The organism is Williamsia serinedens, assembly GCF_024171725.1.
Taxonomy (GTDB): Bacteria; Actinomycetota; Actinomycetes; order Mycobacteriales; family Mycobacteriaceae; genus Williamsia_A; species Williamsia_A serinedens.
The window spans coordinates 17,596-36,362 of the sequence record NZ_JAMTCG010000003.1; the positions used below are offsets into that span (position 1 = coordinate 17,596).

Genomic DNA, 18,767 nt, shown 5'->3' on the forward strand with positions numbered 1-18,767 from the left:
AGGACCCACCCGCAGTGACCCGCGTGCTGCGCACCACCGTCGACGACGACCTCTTCATCCGGATGGACGCCGCCCTCGGCGTCCCGGTCGTCAACCAGATGGTGTGGCGTCTGACGGAGATGCCGTCGCGGGCGGAACTCGACCGTTTCGCCGACCGACTCGGTCGGGGGCGCATCGCCCGCCTGGTGCGACGCAGTCGGATCCCGCTCGTCCGCGACCACTGGGTGGCCGGCGGTGCGGTGACCGGCGGAGTCCACGTCGAGGAGACCCCCGTCCCCGCCGGGCAGGCCGTGGCGTGGATCGACGCGGCCGCGGCACGTCCGTTCGATCTCGCGCACGGACCGGTGTGGGAACTGCGGGCGGCACCGACGGCCGGAGCGGGCGCGCTGGTCTCGGTCTGCCTGTCCCATGCCGTGGGTGACGGCCTCGCCGCGCTGACCGCGTTCGCCGAGGCGCTCACCGACGACGACACCGTCTTCGCCGCGGCGTCGCCGTCGCCGGTCGACCAGGCCCGCGAGGCGGTGCACCGGTCGGTGACGATCGCGGGATCGGTCGCGGCGATCGTGCGCGACCGCGTCACCGGCACCCCCACCACCACCACCGCGTCCGACGAGGTCGTCACCGCCGCGTCGTCCCGGGTCCTGCCCGCCGACGCACCCGAGCGGGGTCCGGCCATCGCGCCGTTCTCCGTCGTCAGCGTCGACACCGAGGACTGGGACCGGGCCGCCACCCGCGACGGCGGGTCCTCGACCGCCCTGTTCGTCGCGGTGGTGGTCGGCCTGATCGTGGCGGCCGGTCGTGCCGACCGCGACGACGTGGTGCGCGTGTCGGTACCGATGTCGACGCGCGAACCCGACGACGTACGCGCCAACGCGACCATCGGCCTGTCGGTGGACGTTCCGGCCGCGGCCGCGCTGGACGGCGACCTGGCCGCCATCCGCCGGCTCACCAAGGACGTCTACACCGCACGCACCAGCCGACCCACGACGTTCGTGCGGTTGCAACCGGTCATGCAGGCCCTCGGCGACCGCGCCGTCGCGGCCCTGAGTCGCGGTGCGACGACGCCGCTGGCCCTCGCCTCGAGTCTCGGACGGGTGGACCCGACGGTCGCGGGGTTCGGGGACCCCGCACGCGCGGACGCCGTCGTCACCCGGTCGACCACGCAGTCGATCACGACCGCACGCCTGCGGTCGCTGCGCGGAGGGCTCGCGGCCTGGGTCAACGACGCCGCCGGGACCACGACCCTGTCGGTGGTCGGACTCGACCCCGACGGACTCGGACCCGACGTCCTCGACGGTGCCGTGCGCGCCGAACTGAACCGCCGCGGCCTGGAGGCCCGCCCGTGGTGAGGCGCGACCACCGGGGCCGACGGGTGCACCGATGAAGGTCACCGTCGCGGCCAACGGCAGCCGCGGGGACGTCCAACCCCTTCTCGCGGTGGCACGCGAGCTGCGCGACCGAGGCCACGACGTCGTCGTCGGCGTGCCGGTCAACCTCCTCCCGCTCGCGGCCGCGTGCGGTGTGCCGGCGCAGGAGTTCGCACCCGACACGGCGGACCTGCTCGCGTCCGATCTCATCGCGCGGGACCTGAAGTCGCGCGACCCGCGGACGCGATCGCGGGCGATCCGGCAGGTCACGGAGTTCGGCGCCGGGACGATGGACGACCGACTGCTCGCGATGGCCGACGGCGCCGACGTCGTCGTGACCGGTCCGCTCGGGCAGGAACGTGGCGCCACGGTCGCCGACCACCACGGGGCACGGTTCACCCCCGTCCACTTCTGCCCGATCCGGCCGAACCGTGCCGTGCGCGTCCCGCTGGGTCCGCTGCAGTCCATCCCCCCGGGGCGTCTCACCGGCGCGATGTGGTGGGCCGTCGACCGGTTCTACTGGCGGTCGTCGGCACGTGCGGCCGACGACGCCCTGCGCTCGCGGCTCGGCATGCCACCGGCCGCCGGACCACTCGGCGGTCGCCTGGCCGCGGCGGGCCTGCCCGAGATCCAGGCGTACGAACCGGCCCTCTTCGACGACCTCGTCGCGGAGTGGGGCGATCTACGCCCCCTCGTCGGCTTCGTCGACCTCGTCGACGGCCCTCCCGGCGGGTCCTCGGACGGCGACGAGACCGACTCGTGGCTCGACGACGGCGACCCGCCGGTGTACGTCGGGTTCGGCAGCATGCCGCTGCGGGACCCGGTCGCCTCCTACGGCCATCTGCTCGCCGCGATCGCCGCGCAGGGCCGACGGGTGCTGCTGTGCGCGGGCCCGAACGGCACGGCGGCCCGTGATGCCGTCACCGCCGCCGACATCGCCGAGGGCGCGGTCCGGGTGACCGACGCGGTCGACCACAGCCGGGTGCTGCCGCGGTGCGCGGCCGCCGTCCACCACGGCGGCGCCGGCACCACCGCGGCCTGTCTCCGCGCGGGCACACCGATGGTCGTGGCCTCGTTCAGCGCGGACCAGCCGCTGTGGGGTCGCGTCGTCGCCGAGCGCGGTCTGGGGTCCACGCTGCCCGTCCGAGCCCTCGGCGACGCGCGGCGCCTGGGGTCCGCCGTCGAGACCGCCCTGACGGACGAATGCACGAACAGCGCGCGGTCTTTCGCCGGAAAAATGATCGATGTGCGGGATTCTGTCCGAGTTGCCGCGGACATGATCGATGCAACCGCGGGATCAGTTCGGTGAACAATTCGGTCCTGTCGCCGATCACACAGGCGTGTGCCAGACTGTGGCCCGACCTCTTCACGCTAAGGACATCAATGCCCTTCTCCGTCGGATTCCGTGTGTCACGCGGAATTTCCCGTCCGTTCACCACACCGGTCCGCCGACTGGTCACGGTGACGGCCATCGCCGCCGCCCTCGTCGGCGCCGCCCCCGCCCTGGGGGTGGCCTCCGCCGCCCCCGCGGCGCCCACCATCGAGCGCGTCGAGACCGAGGGCCCCACCCAGTACGGCGTCTACGTCTACGCGCCGTCGATGGCGAAGACGATCAAGGTGCAGGTGCTCGTCCCCGCCGTCGACCGCGGCCCGCGCCCCACGCTGACCATGCTCAGCGGGCTCGGTGAGGAGGACCCGACGAACAGCATGTGGCTGCGCAAGACCGATGCGGTGAACTTCTTCCGCGACAAGAACGTGACGGTCGCGCTGCCGCTCGCCGGCAACGGCAGCTTCTACACCGACTGGTACCGGGACGACCCGAAGCTCGGACGGTACAGGTGGGAGACGTTCCTGACCAGGGAGCTGCCGCCGCTGCTCGAGAAGCGGTTCTCCGGCAACGGGATCCGCGGGATCGGCGGCCTGTCGATGGGTGCGGGGTCGGCTCTGATGCTGGCCGCACGCAACCCGGGGTTCTTCCGGTCGGTGTCGTCCTTCAGCGGCTGTTACTCGACGGCCGACCTCGCGTCGCAGTCCGTCCCGCGGGCGATCGTCGCCGCGTTCGGCGGCAACGCCGACAACATGTGGGGCCCCCCGTCCGACCCGGCGTGGGCCGCGCACGACGTCCTGCTGCACGCCGAGGGCCTACGGGGGACGTCTGTCTACGTCTCCGTCGGCAGCGGTCTCCCCGGGCCCTACGAGGCACCGAACTACCCGGGCAACACCAACCCGACGGACCGGCTGATCGTGGGTGGCGGCATCGAGGCGGGTGCCAACTTCTGCACCCACCGTCTCGCGGACACGCTGGCCGCCCGCCGTATCCCGGCGACGTTCGACTTCGAACCGCGCGGATCGCATTCCTGGCCGTACTGGCAGGACCAGCTGCACAAGAGCTGGCCCGTCGTGGCGCGTGGACTCCGGATCGCCGGATAAACCCGGATATTCGTGCAGCAAATCTCGATTCGGACTCGCTCACACGTCATGTGGTGACAACCCACAAATGTGCAGCGCATGACGATGTCCCATGACCGAATCGTGTTGTGCACCGTGAGTTCGACCTGCTAAAGATCTCTTCCGACGCGAAAATTCGACGCCGAGGCGTTACGGTTTTCGAGTCCGGACACCGTTCGTCCGACCGCCGGCACCGCCGCTCGCGGATCTGCCCTCCCCTCCCGCTCCACCCGGTTGTCTCGAGTCCCGAGGAGATCGTCGATGGAATACACCGAACTCGCCGACTACCCACTTCCCGCGGGTGTGGTCACCGAGTGGACGCCGACCGCCGAGGAGGGCGACTGGACCACCGACGACCGTCGGTTGTCCTACGCACACCTCGAGCACGCGCGCCGCGCCGTCGAGATCGGTGACGACTGGCACAGCGAGTGGATCGGGACCGCGTTCCGCATCGGCCACCGGCTCGACCGGGACGCGATGGCCACCACCCTGCGCCGCTGGTACGCCCGGCACGAGGCGTTCCGGTCGGCCCTCGACCACACCCGTGACGTCGCCGAGGGCGAGCCGGCGCGTGAGGACGAGTTCACCCGGCGGATCATCGCCGCCGACAAGGTGGACGTCGCCGCCCGACGTGACGCCGAACCGTCCAGCAGCACCCGCGTCTACCTGCGCGTCGACCACATCTTCAACACCCGGATCAACCCGCTGCGGTGGCCGCACTGCCTGGTCGTCACCGTCGAGCCGACCGACGACGCCGAGTCGTTCCTCCTCGTCTTCGGCGCCGATCACACCGTGATGGACGCCTACACGCAGGTCTTCGCCATCAAGGAACTGACCCGGCTCTACGAGGCCGCACTGACCGGCCGCGACGACTCGCTCGGCGTCTTCGGCAGCTACCTGGACTTCTCCCACGCCGAGCGCGACCACGGGTCGCGTCTCGACCGGGAGACGGCGGAGGTCACCCGCTGGGCCCAGTTCCTCTCACCGCGCTCCGACGCGTCCTGCGCGAGCCAGCCCGACCCGATGCCCGCGTTCCCGGTCGCCCCCGACGTCGACCACGACGACGTCGTCGCCGGCGCCACCCTGCCGCCGTACCAGTCGAGCCTGTCGCGCTGGCTGCTCGACCCGGAACAGACCGACCGCTTCAACCGCGCCTGCAAGGCGCTGGGCGCGAACATGCAGGCCGGCATCCACACGGCGCTGTGCATCGCCAACCAGCGTGTCACCGGTTGCTCCGACCTGCGTTTCATCAGCCCGGTCCACACCCGCACCGAGCTGCAGTGGGGTGAGGCCGCGGGGTGGTTCGTGGGGCTTGTCCCGGTCCACCTGCGTCCCGGCGCCGCCGACACCTTCGGGGCCGCGATCGGCCCGGTCGCCGAGACGTCGCGGGAACACAAGGAACTCGGCACCGTACCGTTCCACCCGATCGCCGAGCTGATCGGTCACCGCACACCGCCGCAGTTCGTCGTCTCCTACATCGACCTGCGGGGCGCCGAGGGTGCGGACGCGTGGGACGAGATGGACGCGCGGGTGCTCCGCAGCGCGACCCGCTCGTCCGACGAGGTCTACTTCTGGATCAACCGGATCAACACCGGCACCAACCTGTCGGCCAGGTTCCCGAGCACCCACCCCGGGGCGACGCGAGTGCACCGTTTCCTCCGGGCGTTCGAGCAGGTGCTGCTCGAGGTCGTCGAGCGTGGCGACACGACGTTCGCCGAGCCGCAGCGCACCGTCGGCGCGGGGGAGCCGGGATCGGTCGGCGGCGCGTGACCCAGGCTCCACCCCCGTGATCGCCGGAGCGCTCGCCGACTGGCGACCCGACCTCGGTGAGCTCGTCTGGTGGACACCCGACGACGAGGACGGAGCCCGCGCGGCCGGGGTCGTCAGCGAGGTGGGTCCCTCGTTCCTGCAACGGGATCATCTCGTCGCGGCGCACGCCAAACGGGCCGACGGTGCGCCGCACCGCGCGGTCGTCACCGTCACCACCGAGGTCGCCGAAGCCCTCGACACCGAGGCCATGGCACGCGCGCTGACCGACTTCGCGCGTGCCCACGACGAACTGCGCAGCCGCTTCGTCGTCGCCGACGACGGCACCATCACCCGAATTCTCACGCCTCCGCACGCCATCACGCTGGCCGCGCACCGGGAGACGGCCCCACCCGATCACGCCGCGCTCGTGGAGGTCCTCCACCACCGCATCGACCGGGACGCCACGCACGACCGCATCCCCGGCTGGAGCGTCGGTGCGATCGACGCGGGGACGTCATTCGCCCTGCACATCACGCTGGACCACTCGCACACCGACGGTTCCGCCGCGATCGAGGCCCTGCAGGAGATCGTCGTCCGATACCGCGCTCACGTCACCGGCACCGAACCGACGCTGCGACCCGCGGGCAGTCACCTCGATCACGTCGCCGACGAACTGCGCCGCGCCGGCGACATCACCGGCGACGACCCGCTCGTCGCGCACTGGCGCTCGGTGCTCGTCGCCCACGGCCGCACCGTTCCCCGCACCGCGCTCGACATCGGCCTCGACGGCCCCGCGCCGGTCCCCGCGGTCGCCATCGACGAGCCCCTCGTCGACGCGGCCACCGCCGCGGCCTGCGAGAGTCGGGCCCGCGCCGCCGGGGGCTCGATCGCCGCGGCACTCTTCGCGGCGATCGCCCGAGCCCAGTGGCGCGTCACCGGAGAACGCCGGTACTTCACGTCGACCGTGCTCTCGACCCGCGATCCCGCCTTCCCGGGCACACAGGGCTGGATGTGCACGTTCGCCCCGATCGCCCTGCAGGCCGACGCCGGCGACCCGGACGACCTGGTCCGTGCCGCGGCCCAGCAACTGCGTCACGCGCGTGCGCACATCGACAGGCCCGTGCACGGCGTACTCGCGATCCTCGCCGCCTCCGGCGACTTCGTCCCGGACTCGTCGAGCCCACAGATGGTGTCCTACCTCGACTTCCGTAGGCTGGCCGACCCGCATGCGCCCGAGATCGTCGCGGGACGCGTCATGCCGGGCGTGGGTCGCACCCGCAACGCGAACCTCTGGGTCAACCGCAACGACGACGGACTGCGCCTGTTGTCGCACGTCCCCGACAACCCCGTCGCCCGGCGATCGATCTCCGCCCTGCACCGCAGCCTGGTGTCCGAGCTCACGTCCTTCGCGCGCGTTCCGGAGCCGATCCGGTACGCGGATCACGTTGGCGCACAGGTACCGTGAGCCCGTGCTGCTCACGACCCTGGCCAATCTGAGGATCCCCGCCGGCCGTCTGCGGCGCTGGTCGGCCACGGCCGTCGGGGAGGGTGCCCCACACCCCGTCGGCCCCTCGGAGAACGAGCGGTTCCATCTCGAGGCCGTCCGCGCCGGCGGGTCCGGGTGGCTCGCCGTGACCGTCGAGATCCGCACGGCCGCAATCGATCCCGACAGGCTGGTCGCCGCGTTCCGCGCCGTCGTGGACCACCACGAGGTGCTGCGCTCGCACTTCGTCCTCGACGTCGACGGCATCCCCCACCGTCGGCTGCACCGGCGCGGCGACATCTCGCTGCGGCCGGTGGGCACGGTCCACGCCCTCGACGAACGCGGCATCCGCGACGAGCTGGCCGAGGCCGTCGCCGGGTGCACGGCGCTGTCCCCCGCCTCCCACCTGCTCGCCGTGGTCGAGCACGGCGACACCTGCACCGTCGTCTGCGCGTTCGACCACTGCTACGTCGACGCCCACTCGCTCGCCGTCGTCGCCGAGGACCTCGTCGCCGCGTATGGCGGCGAGGCGCTGCCCCCCGCCGGGAGTTTCCTCGACCACCTCGTCGGCACCGCCGTGACCGAGCCCGGCGACGACGACCCCGGCGTCCGGGGCTGGGCGGACTTCCTCGCCGCGACCGACCACACCGTGCCCGAGTACCCGGTCGACCTCGGCGTGACCCCCGGGGAGTTCGCCCCGTCGCGCATCCACGTCGCCGAGGTGCTCACGCGCGCCGAGGCCGACGCCCACACGGAGTCCGGTACGCGGCGGCGGGTCCGGACCTATCCCATGCTGCTGACCGCACTGGCCCAGGCCACACGCGACCACGGCGGCCCCGACCGCCTCCCCGTCGTGCTGCCGATCCACACCCGCACCGACGGCGACTCGTCGCGTTCCGTCGGCTGGTGTGTCGCCAACGCGCCGGTGGTGATCGACGCCGGTCCCGTTGTCGGCGACGACCCCGAACGGGTCCTGCGCGCCGCGACGGTCGCCGTCGCCGACGCGCTGCCCCTCGCGGCGGTGGACCTCACCACCGTGTACGGCCGTTTCGGGCATCTGCTGCGCAAGCCACGCCACGACGTGTTCATGGTGTCCTACCTCGACTACCGGCGCTTCACCCGCCTGCCGTCCCTGCACGCCCGGCACATCAGCAGCGACGGCCGCGCCGACGACCTGCAACTGTGGTTCTGGCGGGACGACGACGGGATCAGCGTCCGGGCCCGTTTCCCCGACACCGCCGTCGCGGCGTCGCTCGTCACCTCCGTCGTCGACGACCTCGTCGCGCGAGCCCGGGCGGCCGTGCCCGCGGCATCCGACGCGGCCGCGGCACCGGTCTGACCCGTGCGCGTCGTCGCGGCGTTCGCGGGAAGTCGCGGGGACGTCCAACCCGGCATCGCGCTGGCCGTCGAGCTCCTCGCGCGGGGCCACTCGGTGACGATGGCCGTCCCGCCGAACCTGGTGGACCTGGCCCGCTCCGCGGGCGTCGACGCGGTGGCGTGCGGGGTCGACACCGGTGCGCTGCTGCGATCGGAGACGGTCACCCGGGATCTGCGCACCGCGAACCCGGTGCGCCGTGTGCGCGCCGTCGCGGAGGTCAGCCGCGCCGGAGCCCGACGCGCCCTCGACGACCTGCACGCCATCGCCGCCGACGCCGATGTGCTCGTGGCGGGCAGCGTCGGGCAGGAACGAGCCCTGGCCGTCGCCGAGGCCCGCGACGTGCCGCTCGTCGCCGTGCACCTCTGCCCGTTGCGCCGCAACCGGTCGGTCCCGCTCAGGGCCCCGGCCGGACGCGATCTCCCCGGGCCGGTCGTCTCCGCCTCCTGGGCGATGGTCGAGCAGGTGCTGTGGCAGACCTCGCGGCGCGACGAGAACCGACTGCGCGCGGCCGTCGGACTCCCCGCCGCGCACCGGCCGACCGCCGGCCGCATCTCCGCTCGGGGGACACCGGAGATCCAGGCGTACGACCCGGTGCTCTTCCCCGGGCTCGCCCGCGAGTGGGGCGCTCGTCGACCGATGGTGGGTTTCCTCTCGGTCGACACCGCGACAGCGGGTGCGCTCGGCGACGCCTCCGCCGACACAGCTCTCGACGAGTGGCTCGACGCCGGACCCGCCCCCGTCTACGTCGGTTTCGGCAGCATGTCCGTCGCCGACCCGGAGCGCCTGCGGGCCGCGGTCCTCGACGGCACCGTCGGACACCGCGTGCTCGTCGCCGCCGGGTGGGGTGGCGTGTTCACGCCGGCCGACGACGACGACCGCGTGCGCGTGGTCCCCGCCGTCGACCACGCGTCGGTGCTGCCGCGCTGCGTCGCCGCCGTACACCACGGTGGTGCCGGCACCACCGCCGCGGCGCTGCGCGCGGGGATCCCGGCGGTGGCGTGCTGGCTCGGCGCCGACCAACCGATGTGGGGCCGAGCACTCCGGCGCGTCGGTGTCGGTGCCTCCCTGCGCCTGTCGACCCTCACGCGCACGCTGCTGGCCGACGCGCTCGACCACGCCTGCGACCCCGACACCCGGTCACGGGCGGAATCGCTGCGGGCCCGGCTGATCCCGGCCCGGGACGCGGTCGGGCATGCCGCGGACATCGTCGCGGCGGCGTGACACCCACCACGCACGGGGCCACTCAGCGCGCCGGGAGTCGACCGCTCACCTAGGGTCGAAGGCGTTGCTGTGCACCCGATCCGGGCCGGTCCGGTCGGGCGAGCCGGAGGGGGCGAGCGGTGCCGACACTGTCCGTGGTGATCCCGTGTCACGACGAGGAGCAGGTCATCGGCGACTGTCTCGACCGCCTCGTCGACCAGATCGAGCACATCCACGAGATCGTGGTCGTCGACAACAACTCGACCGACGCGACCGCGGACGTGGTCCGCGACCACGCCCGTCGCCATCCGCAGGTCCGCCTCATCACCGAGGACCGGCAGGGACTCGTCTACGCGCGCAACGCGGGTCTGGACGCGGCCACCGGCGAGGCGATCGCCCGCATCGACGCCGACACGATGGTCGGTCCGCGGTGGGCCGCCGACATCGTGACGTTCCTGCGGGAGGACACCGAGGGGCGGTGGAGCGCACTCTGCGGCCGCGGCGAGGCCTACGGTCTGCCCTACGGGGATGCGATGTCGCGGGTCAAGGACCGTGTCGGGCGGGTGGTCCCGTTCGTCGCACGTCGCGATGCGACCCCGGGTGACGTGCGGTCGGTGGCGGTGCTCTACGGCTCCAACATGACGCTGCGACGCTCGGCCTGGCTCGCGATCCGCGACCGGGTGGCCATGCGCCGCGACGTCTTCGAGGACGTCGACATGGGGCTCTGTGTGACCGAGACCGGCGGCGCGAACGCGTTCCTCCCCCACCTCACCGTCGGGGTGTCGCCCCGCCGGATGGAGACGGGCGTGGTCTCGTTCGCCCGCTACATGCTGTGCCTGCCGCGCACGATGTTCCTCCACCGACGCCTGCTGCTCGGTGTCGGCGCGCTGACCCTCTACGTCCCGTGGGTCGTCGTGATGCACGTCGTGCGGCTGGGCTTGATCCGCGCCTGGGACCCGGACACCCGGTCGTTCCGGCTGCGCGCGCTCCTGCAGGCTGTCGACGAACGCGGGATGCCCTGACGCCGAACAGGACTCGCCACGACCGTGGGCGGCGTCTGTCAGTCCCGGCGCGTGTATCGCCCGACCGTCACCGGCACGGTGACCGCCAGGACGATGGCTGCGCCCACCAGCGAGTACACGATCTGCGTCGACCAGACACCGGCACTCATCTCGCGGACCGCGGAAACCAGGTGGGACACCGGGTTCACGTCGGCGAACGCCTGCATCCACCCGGGCATCGTCGCGACGGGCACGAGGGCGTTGGACACGAACGTGAGCGGCATCAGCACCATCATCGAGACACCCTGCACCGACGACGCGGTGGACAGCATCACCCCGAGCAGCGCGAAGATCCAACTGATGGCGAAGGCGACGACGGCGACCAGGACACACGCGCCGACCACGCCGACCGCCGACGCCGGCCGCCACCCCATGACGAGCCCGACCACCACGGTCACCGCCGCCGCGACCGCGTATCGCACCGCGTCGGCGACGAGTGATCCCGCCAGGGGTGCGATGCGCGCGATCGGCAACGACGCGAACCGGTCGTAGACACCGGAGTTCATGTCCTCCCGCAGCTGGACACCCGTCGAGACCGACGCCGCGAGGACGACCTGGACCAACACCCCCGGCACCAGGATCGGGAGGTAGCCCCCGACGTCGCCGGCGATCGCGCCGCCGAAGAGCGACGAGAACATGACGGTGAACACGATCGGCAGGACGACCACGTCGAAGAGGTGGTGCGGACTGTGCCGGATGCGCACGAGACCGCGCCCGGCGAGGGTCATCGTCTGTTCGACGGCCTCGCGGAGGCGCGCACCCGGCCCCTCGTCCGTCGTCGGCGGCGCGAAGCGTTCCTCGATGTCGGACAACGTCATGCCGCGTCCTCCCCGCGCTGCGCTCGGTCGTCGGTGTCGGTGATGGCGAAGAAGACGTCGTCCAGGCTGGGCCGGACGACGGAGACGGCGGCGACCTCGATCCCCGCCTGCGCCACCGCGGTGAGCATCGCTCCGAGGACGGCCGTCGACGGCGGACGGATGGCGATCGCACGACCGTCGGAGGTCGGCACGGCCCCCGCGGCGTGACGTCCGACCACCGCGACGGCGCGGGTGACGTCCGCGGGATCGGCGGGGGTCAGCTCGAGACGTTCGGCGCCCACCGCGTCCTTCAGGTCGTCGGCGGTCCCCTCCGCCACCACACGGCCGTGATCGATCACGGCGATCCGGTCGGCGAGCTGATCCGCCTCCTCGAGGTACTGCGTGGTGAGCAGGACCGTGGTCCCGTCGGCGACCAGTCCGCGCACGGTCTCCCACATCGCATGGCGCGTACGGGGATCGAGTCCGGTGGTCGGTTCGTCGAGGAACAGCAGCGGAGGACGTGCGACGAGACTCGCGGCCAGGTCCAGCCGCCGGCGCATCCCGCCCGAGAACTGCGCGACGCGGCGACCGGCCGCGGACGCGAGCCCGAACCGGTCGAGCAGGTCCGCCGCGTCGGCGCGCGCGTCGCGGCGTGACCGCCCGTGCAGGCGGGCGAACACCACGAGGTTCTCCGTCGCGGTCATCCCCTCGTCGACGGTCGCGTACTGCCCGGTGAGACCGATCATCCGGCGGACCCTCCGGGGGTCGTCCACCACGTCGACGCCGAACACGCGTGCCCTCCCGCCCGTCGGCCGGGTCAGGGTGGCGAGCATGCGGACCGTGGTCGTCTTGCCCGCCCCGTTGGGTCCGAGGACCGCGTAGACGCTCCCGCGGGACACGGTGAGGTCCACCCCGTCGACCGCGCGATGGTCGCCGAATGTCTTGACGAGTCCGCGTGTCTCGATCGCCGGCGCACCGGCCACAGGTGTCACGATGCCGTCGACCTCCCGTCTCGACCGCCCTCCGACCGGCAGTGGGACGGCGGTGTGCCGACACGGTAGCGAGATGTCGACGGGTGCGCGCGACGACCGAGAAGCACGCTGTGCGGTCCACCACTGCCGGTTACACGACGTTCACACCACCGGCCGTCCGGCAGGCCGGATGCCGATGGGGTCGACTACGCACACGGCGGTCGACGGCACTGCGCAGCAACGTTTTTGCGCATCCCCGCCGTCCAGGACGCCCCGAGACGTGGGGCCGCCGGGGCCGTCCGCAGTGACGAAGGACACTCGTTACTCGCCCGAACGGTACGTCCGTTTCGGTCGTACGATTCCGAACACGCGAGGGGCCGTGTCGCGATCCACCTGCACCCGTCGAGATGGAGTCCGCACCAGTGGAATTCACCGAGCTGACCGACTACCCGCTGACCGGCGGCGTGCTCACCGAGTGGGTGCCGCGGCCGGCGGGTCGCCGCGGCGCGGGCGGCTGGGTCGACGACGCCCGCCCGCTCACCCCGATCCACGCGGACTACTGCCGTCGCGGGGTCGAGGTGTTCGACCCGCGCGCGGCATCGGCCGACGCGCCGTCCGGGTCATGGCTCGGCGCCGTGTTCGAGGTACCCCACCGGCACGACGCGACCGCGGTGCAGACCGCGCTCACGGCGTGGATGCAGCGGCACGAGGTCTTCTCGACCACGGTCCGGGAGGTGGACGGCACGCTGCGGCGGACGACCCTCGACGACGACGTCGTCGTGACACCGCGTGTCGTCGGGAGCCTGCGGACCGGCACGCGCGTACACGAACACCTGCTCGGCGTCTTCGACCGGCTCTCGCCGCTGCGCTGGCCGCACTGCGTCGCCGCGACGATCAGCGAGCCCGCCGTCGAACATGCACCGCTGACGGGGACCCCTCGGCGCGACGACCGGTTCCTGCTGGTGTTCGGTGCCGACCACTCGGTCATGGACGCCTACTCGATGCTGTTGGCGATCGGCGAGATCCAGGACCTCTACCGTCGTGCCCTCCACGGGGCGCCGATCGACGCGACGCCCGCCGGCAGCCACGTCGACTTCAGCGTGCGCGACCATGCCGTCGCCGCCTCGATGCACGCGGACCATCCCGCGGTCCGAGCGTGGGGTGCGTTCCTCGCCCACGACGGCGGCCGCTTCCCCGGCTTCCCGCTCCCGGTGCACGGCGACACCGCGGCCCGCGTGGCTCGTCAGAGCGGCATGTCGTCGTGGGTGATGACCGCGGGTGACGCCGAGGCGCTCAACGCCGGCGCCCGGCAGCGCGGTCACACCATGCAGACGCTGGTCCTCACCGCTCTCGCGGACGCGACCGCGCGGGTCGCCGACGGCACGCGCACGCGGTTCGTCATGCCGCTGCACACGCGCACCGACCCGCGGCACCGGGCGTCGGTCGGCTGGTTCGTCGGCATGGTGCCCGTGGATCTCGACCCCGGCACCGCGCGGGGGGTCGACGAGCGACTGGCCGCCGCCGCCGACGAGGTCGCACGCCGGCGCGACCTGGCACCGTTCCCCTACCCCCGGGTCGCCGAACTCCTCGGCTCCGACGCAACGCCCCGGTTCGTCGTCTCCTACGTCGACTGCCGACGGATCCCCGGCGCGGACGACTGGGTGCGCTGGGGTGCGCGGACCCTGCGGGGCTCGTCGACCTCACCCGACGAGGTCTACCTGTGGATCGTGCGGTCACCGGCCGGGATCTCCGTGTCGGCGCGCTTCCCCAGTTCGGCCACCGCGACCGACGCCGTCCACCGCTACCTGCACGCCCTGCACGAGGCCATCGCCGACCTCGCCGAGGATCTCGGTGTGGCCCACCTGCTCGACCGCCGACGCCGCGCGGCGGTGCGACCCGCGACCGCACTCACGCCGGGAGGCCCGCGATGATGATCGACCGCCTGGCGCACTGGACCCCGGCACGTGGGGCGATCGTCGTCGTGACGCCGACCGCGGCGGCACTCGCGGCCGCCCGGACCGCCCCGGCGCACCCGACGCCACCGTCGCTGCTGCAGGAGGGTCACCTGCACGGCACCGCCGCGGTGGCGCGGCGCGGGGGCAGACACGCGGTGTACCTGGCCGCCACGACCGAGATCGACGGGTCCTTCGACGCGTCGGCGCTCGCGGAGGCCCTGCGTCGCTTCGTGATCCGCCACGACGGGCTCCGGTGCTGGTTCGACGTCACCGACGGTGTCGTCACCCGTCACCTGGTCGCCCCCGACGACGTCGCGTTCACGGTCTCGCCCGTCGCCGACGTCGACGACTTCGGCTGGGTGCGCGGCGGACCGGAGCTGCCGGGTCGCGTCGGCGCCCGCCGGTTCACGGAATTCGTCGACACCGAGTTCGGACAGCACGCGTCGGCCCTCGACTGGCCCGGCTTCCGTGTGGGCGCGGTCGTCCGCGACGGCGGCTTCACCCTCTTCTGGTTCTGCGATCACGCCCTCACCGACGGCGTCTCCCAGGCCATGGTGCTGGCGGAGATGGCCGACCTGTACGTCTCCGCGCGGGACGGCACCGAACCCGGGCCGTTCTCGACGGCACCGCCCGGCTCGGCCCTGGCGTACGCCGAGGCCGAGCGGTCCCGCGCCGAGCAGCACGGGGAGGGATCGCCGGGACTGGCGCGGTGGATGGACGCGCTGCGCGCGCACGGACGTCGGATGCCGCACTGCGCCGTCGATCTCGGACTGGCGCCCGGCGAGACCGCCCCCGTGCGCGGCATCCGGTTCGACGTCCTCGACACCGCGGGAGCCCAGCGGTTCGCCGACGTGTGCCGTGCCCACGGCGCCGGGGTCACGGCCGGGATCGTCGCCGCCGTCGCGACCGTCGACCACGAGACGACAGGCGCCTCGTCGTGGTTCGGGATCACCGCCCTGGGCGACCGTGACCTCGCCGGCGTGCACCTCGCCCAGGGGTGGTTCTGCCGCTTCGCACCGGTGTCGGTCGACCTCAGCGGCACGCGCACCTTCACCGACGTCGTCGAGCGCGCGGCCGCGGCGTGCGCCCGCGGCGTCGAGGCGTCCTACGTCCCCGTCGGCACCGTGATGGCGGCCCTCGTGGCCGACGGCGCCGACCCCACGGAGGCGATGGTGACGCCACAGCTGTTGTCCTACCTCGACTTCCGGCGGTTCCCGCTCGCGGGCACCGCCGCGTACGACCGCGGAATGCAGACCACCGGCGAGGGGCGCACCGCGAACGCCTCCCTGTGGGTCAACCGCGACGAGCACGGGATGTACCTGGGGACACAGACCCCGGACACCCCGATCGCCCAGGAGCGCCTGGCGCCGTATCACCGGCGACTGCGCGACGTCTTCGCCGAGATCGCCGCGACCGGCGACCGGGTGCTGCGCACACCGGGCGCGGCGACGGCGGTCCCCGAGACCGTGGCCGCCGGACGCACGCAGGGGGTGGGTCCCCGTGCGGGTCACGACGATTGACCGCTACGCCCCCCGCCCGGGCCCGATCGTCCGGTGGCGCATCGACCTGACCGACGCGCCCTGGACGACCTCGTCGGTGCCGCCGTCGTTCAACCAGCGGTTCCATCTCGCCGGGGCCCGGACGGCACCTCCCGGCCAGACCGTGTTCCTCGCGGCGGCCTTCGACGTCGACGGGCCCGTCGACCACAAGGCGCTCGAGCGGTCGTTCACGGCGCTGGTCGACCGCCACGACACGCTGCGGTGCGGCTTCGTCGCACGCGACGACGACTCCGGCGGCGTCGAGATCGTCCGCCGCGTCCACGACGTCAGCCGGATGCGTCTGCGACCCGATCCGCCCGTGGAGACCGCGACCGCGGACGACGCCCGCGAGGCGCTCCGTCGTCTGCTCGCCGACGCCTGTGCACCGCTCGGCGAGCCGGACCACCTGTTCGCCGCGATCGATCGCCTCGACCGGTCGACGATCCTCTGCGCCTTCGACCACGCCCACACCGACGCGTGGTCGATCGCCGTCGTCGTCGACGACCTCCGGATGCTCTACGAGGGCTTCCGCGCCGAGCCCGGCGCGTTCCACCCCGCGCGTCTCGGTCCGGCGGGCAGCTTCCTCGCCCACTGCGCCGAGGAGGCGGAGGACGACCGCGACCACGCGACCCTCCCGGCGATGGCGCAGTGGCGCGCGTTCTTCGCGCGGCACCGCAACACACCGCCGTCCTTCCCCGCCGACCTCGGGCTCCGCCCGGGCGAGACGGCGCCGCAGGCGGTCGACCTGCGGCGGCTCGCCGACGCGCCGACCGCCGATCGCATCGACGACGCCTGCCGGTCGCTCGGCGGGTCGACCTTCGCGGGCGTCCTGGCCGCCATGGCGCACGCGGCGCGGGACTCCGGACTGGGCGACGAGCTGTCGCTGCTGTTCCCGATGCACACCCGACGCACCGCCCGTCGCGAGACGGCGGTCGGGTGGTTCACCACCAACGCGCCGCTGACGGTGCGGGCGGGGGACGACCTCGCCGCGACCGTGGCCGCCACGGGTGCCGACCTGCGGGCCGCGGTCGGTCTCGGCGCCGTCCCCATCGGGGCGGTCGTCGAGGCCGTCGGGGGTCTGACCTTCGTGCGGTCGGACGTGTTCATGGTCTCCTACGTCGACTACCGCCGACTGCCCGGCGCGGCGCACCTCGCGGACCTCGACGCCCACCACATCTCCAACGTGACCCGCGCCGACGACGTGCAGATCTGGATCTCCCGCACCGACGAGGGGTTGGCCCTGCGGACCCGTCACCCCGACACCCCCGACGCGGGTCGCATCGTGGGCGACTTCCTCGACGCGGTCGTCGCACTCGCGGCACGGATACCGACGACCCTCGACCCGACGGCACACGCACCGGGATGACCCCGCACCGGGCCGCCCCGGCACTACGCTGTGCAGGGTCGCCACCGCCGAGCCCGAGTGCCCGCGGCCGGTGACGCCGCACCGCCGGTGGCCCCCGCACCGGCCCGTCCCCGACCCACGGAGCTCCCTGTGACCGTCCCGACCGACCCGAACCCCGCCTTCGCCGCCTACGCCCACCCCGAGCGCCTGGTGAGCACGGAGTGGCTCAGCGCGAACATCGGCACCGAGGGCCTGAAGGTGGTCGAGTCCGACGAGGACGTCCTCCTCTACGACATCGGCCACATCCCCACCGCGCAGAAGATCGACTGGCACCTGCACCTGAACGACCCCGTCACCCGCGACTACATCGACGGCGAGGCGTTCGCGGAACTGATGCGCAGCAAGGGGATCCGCCGCGACGACACGATCGTCGTCTACGGCGACAAGAGCAACTGGTGGGCCGCCTACGCGCTGTGGGTCTTCACGCTGTTCGGCCACGCCGACGTCCGCCTGCTCGACGGCGGTCGGCAGGCGTGGTTCGCCGAGGACCGCGAGACGTCCTACGACGTGCCCGAGTACCCGCGATCGGACTACCCCGTCGTCGAGCGCGACGACTCCCTCATCCGCGCCTTCGCCGACGACGTGCGCAGCGCCATCGGCACCGAGCCGCTGGTCGACGTCCGGTCGCCGCAGGAGTACACGGGCGAGCGCACCCACATGCCCGACTACCCGCAGGAGGGCGCCCTGCGTGGTGGCCACATCCCGACCGCGCTGTCGATCCCGTGGGCGAAGTCGGCCGCACCGGACGGTCGTTTCCGCAGCCGCGCCGAGCTCGACGAGATCTACGGCGACCTCTCGGCCGACACCCCGACCATCGCGTACTGCCGCATCGGTGAGCGCTCGTCGCACACCTGGTTCGTCCTGACGCACCTGCTGGGGTTCACCCGCGTGCGCAACTACGACGGCTCGTGGACCGAGTGGGGCAACGCGGTGCGCGCCCCCATCGCGACCGGCGACGAGCCCGGGACGCCGTGACGCTGCCCGCCGCGCTGGCGGAGATCGTCGACGACTTCGGCGCGCTCGCCGAGTCCGACCGGGTGACGCTGCTGCTCGAGTTCGCCGGCGAGCTGCCCGATCTGCCCGAGGACCTGCGCACCGAGGCCATGGAGCCGGTACCGGAGTGTCAGTCGCCGGTGTTCCTGTCGGTCGACGCCTCCGACGCCGACGCCGTCCGGTTGCACTTCAGCGCGCCGCCCGAGGCGCCCACGACCCGGGGGTTCGCGTCCATCCTGCACGCGGGTCTCGACGGGGCCTCCGCCGACGAGATCCTCGCCGTGCCACCGGACTTCTACGACGACCTCGGTCTCGCGACGGTCGTGAGCCCGCTGCGTCTGCGCGGGATGGCGGGCATGCTGGCCCGCGTGAAGGCGCAGATCACCCGAGCCCGCGGCTGACCGCGGAGGGTCGGTGCGGCG

At 73.0% G+C, this 18,767-nt stretch carries 15 protein-coding genes; 13 read left to right on the forward strand and 2 right to left on the reverse strand.

Annotated features, from left to right (window positions below):
* Positions 1-14: 14 nt before the first annotated feature.
* The 8 genes from LX12_RS21925 to LX12_RS07475 all read left to right on the forward strand — a co-directional run bounded on the left by LX12_RS21925 (position 15) and on the right by LX12_RS07475 (position 10,647).
* On the forward strand, positions 15-1,349 hold the full coding sequence (locus LX12_RS21925) for a hypothetical protein (protein WP_301284343.1): 1,335 nt from the start codon (positions 15-17) through the stop codon (positions 1,347-1,349).
* A 31-nt stretch (positions 1,350-1,380) separates the two neighbouring features.
* Positions 1,381-2,676 (forward strand): glycosyltransferase, encoded by a 1,296-nt coding sequence (locus LX12_RS07445; RefSeq protein ID WP_253653920.1) that lies wholly within the window; start codon positions 1,381-1,383, stop codon positions 2,674-2,676.
* A 74-nt stretch (positions 2,677-2,750) separates the two neighbouring features.
* The gene (locus tag LX12_RS07450; RefSeq protein WP_253653921.1) at positions 2,751-3,797 is read left to right on the forward strand and encodes an alpha/beta hydrolase; all 1,047 of its coding nucleotides are present in this window, start codon (positions 2,751-2,753) and stop codon (positions 3,795-3,797) included.
* 279 nt (positions 3,798-4,076) lie between these two features.
* Positions 4,077-5,585 carry a condensation domain-containing protein gene (locus tag LX12_RS07455; protein ID WP_253653922.1) on the forward strand — a complete coding sequence of 503 codons (1,509 nt, stop codon included), beginning with the start codon at positions 4,077-4,079 and terminating at the stop codon, positions 5,583-5,585.
* Positions 5,586-5,601: 16 nt separating this feature from the next.
* Positions 5,602-7,029 carry a condensation domain-containing protein gene (locus LX12_RS07460; protein ID WP_253653923.1) on the forward strand — a complete coding sequence of 476 codons (1,428 nt, stop codon included), beginning with the start codon at positions 5,602-5,604 and terminating at the stop codon, positions 7,027-7,029.
* Between the two features lie 4 nt (positions 7,030-7,033).
* Positions 7,034-8,386, forward strand: a complete 1,353-nt coding sequence (locus LX12_RS07465) for a condensation domain-containing protein (RefSeq protein WP_253653924.1) — start codon at positions 7,034-7,036, stop codon at positions 8,384-8,386.
* A 3-nt stretch (positions 8,387-8,389) separates the two neighbouring features.
* Positions 8,390-9,646, forward strand: a complete 1,257-nt coding sequence (locus LX12_RS22190; RefSeq protein WP_253653925.1) for a glycosyltransferase — start codon at positions 8,390-8,392, stop codon at positions 9,644-9,646.
* Positions 9,647-9,765: 119 nt separating this feature from the next.
* Entirely contained in the window at positions 9,766-10,647 is an 882-nt protein-coding gene (locus LX12_RS07475) for a glycosyltransferase family 2 protein (protein ID WP_253653926.1), read from the forward strand.
* 38 nt (positions 10,648-10,685) lie between these two features.
* Here the strand turns inward: LX12_RS07475 and LX12_RS07480 are convergent, their stop codons facing one another.
* Complete coding sequence (locus LX12_RS07480; RefSeq protein WP_253653927.1) at positions 10,686-11,504, reverse strand: ABC transporter permease; 819 nt, start codon at positions 11,502-11,504, stop codon at positions 10,686-10,688.
* Positions 11,501-12,466 (reverse strand): ATP-binding cassette domain-containing protein, encoded by a 966-nt coding sequence (locus LX12_RS07485; protein ID WP_253654556.1) that lies wholly within the window; start codon positions 12,464-12,466, stop codon positions 11,501-11,503. Before LX12_RS07485 ends, LX12_RS07480 begins: the two co-directional genes overlap by 4 nt.
* A gap of 410 nt (positions 12,467-12,876) precedes the next feature.
* Between LX12_RS07485 and LX12_RS07490 the strand changes: the two genes are divergently transcribed.
* From LX12_RS07490 to LX12_RS07510, 5 genes are all read left to right on the forward strand, one after another.
* A complete protein-coding gene (locus LX12_RS07490) occupies positions 12,877-14,385 on the forward strand; it encodes a condensation domain-containing protein (RefSeq protein WP_253653928.1) in 1,509 nt (502 codons plus the stop codon).
* Positions 14,382-15,929 (forward strand): condensation domain-containing protein, encoded by a 1,548-nt coding sequence (locus tag LX12_RS07495; RefSeq protein ID WP_253653929.1) that lies wholly within the window; start codon positions 14,382-14,384, stop codon positions 15,927-15,929. The genes LX12_RS07490 and LX12_RS07495 overlap by 4 nt, the downstream gene beginning before the upstream one ends.
* Positions 15,910-17,313 (forward strand): condensation domain-containing protein, encoded by a 1,404-nt coding sequence (locus LX12_RS07500; RefSeq protein ID WP_253653930.1) that lies wholly within the window; start codon positions 15,910-15,912, stop codon positions 17,311-17,313. Before LX12_RS07495 ends, LX12_RS07500 begins: the two co-directional genes overlap by 20 nt.
* Positions 17,314-17,442: 129 nt before the next feature.
* On the forward strand, positions 17,443-18,327 hold the full coding sequence (locus tag LX12_RS07505; protein ID WP_253653931.1) for a sulfurtransferase: 885 nt from the start codon (positions 17,443-17,445) through the stop codon (positions 18,325-18,327).
* A complete protein-coding gene (locus LX12_RS07510; RefSeq protein WP_253653932.1) occupies positions 18,324-18,746 on the forward strand; it encodes a SufE family protein in 423 nt (140 codons plus the stop codon). Before LX12_RS07505 ends, LX12_RS07510 begins: the two co-directional genes overlap by 4 nt.
* Positions 18,747-18,767 lie beyond the last annotated feature (21 nt).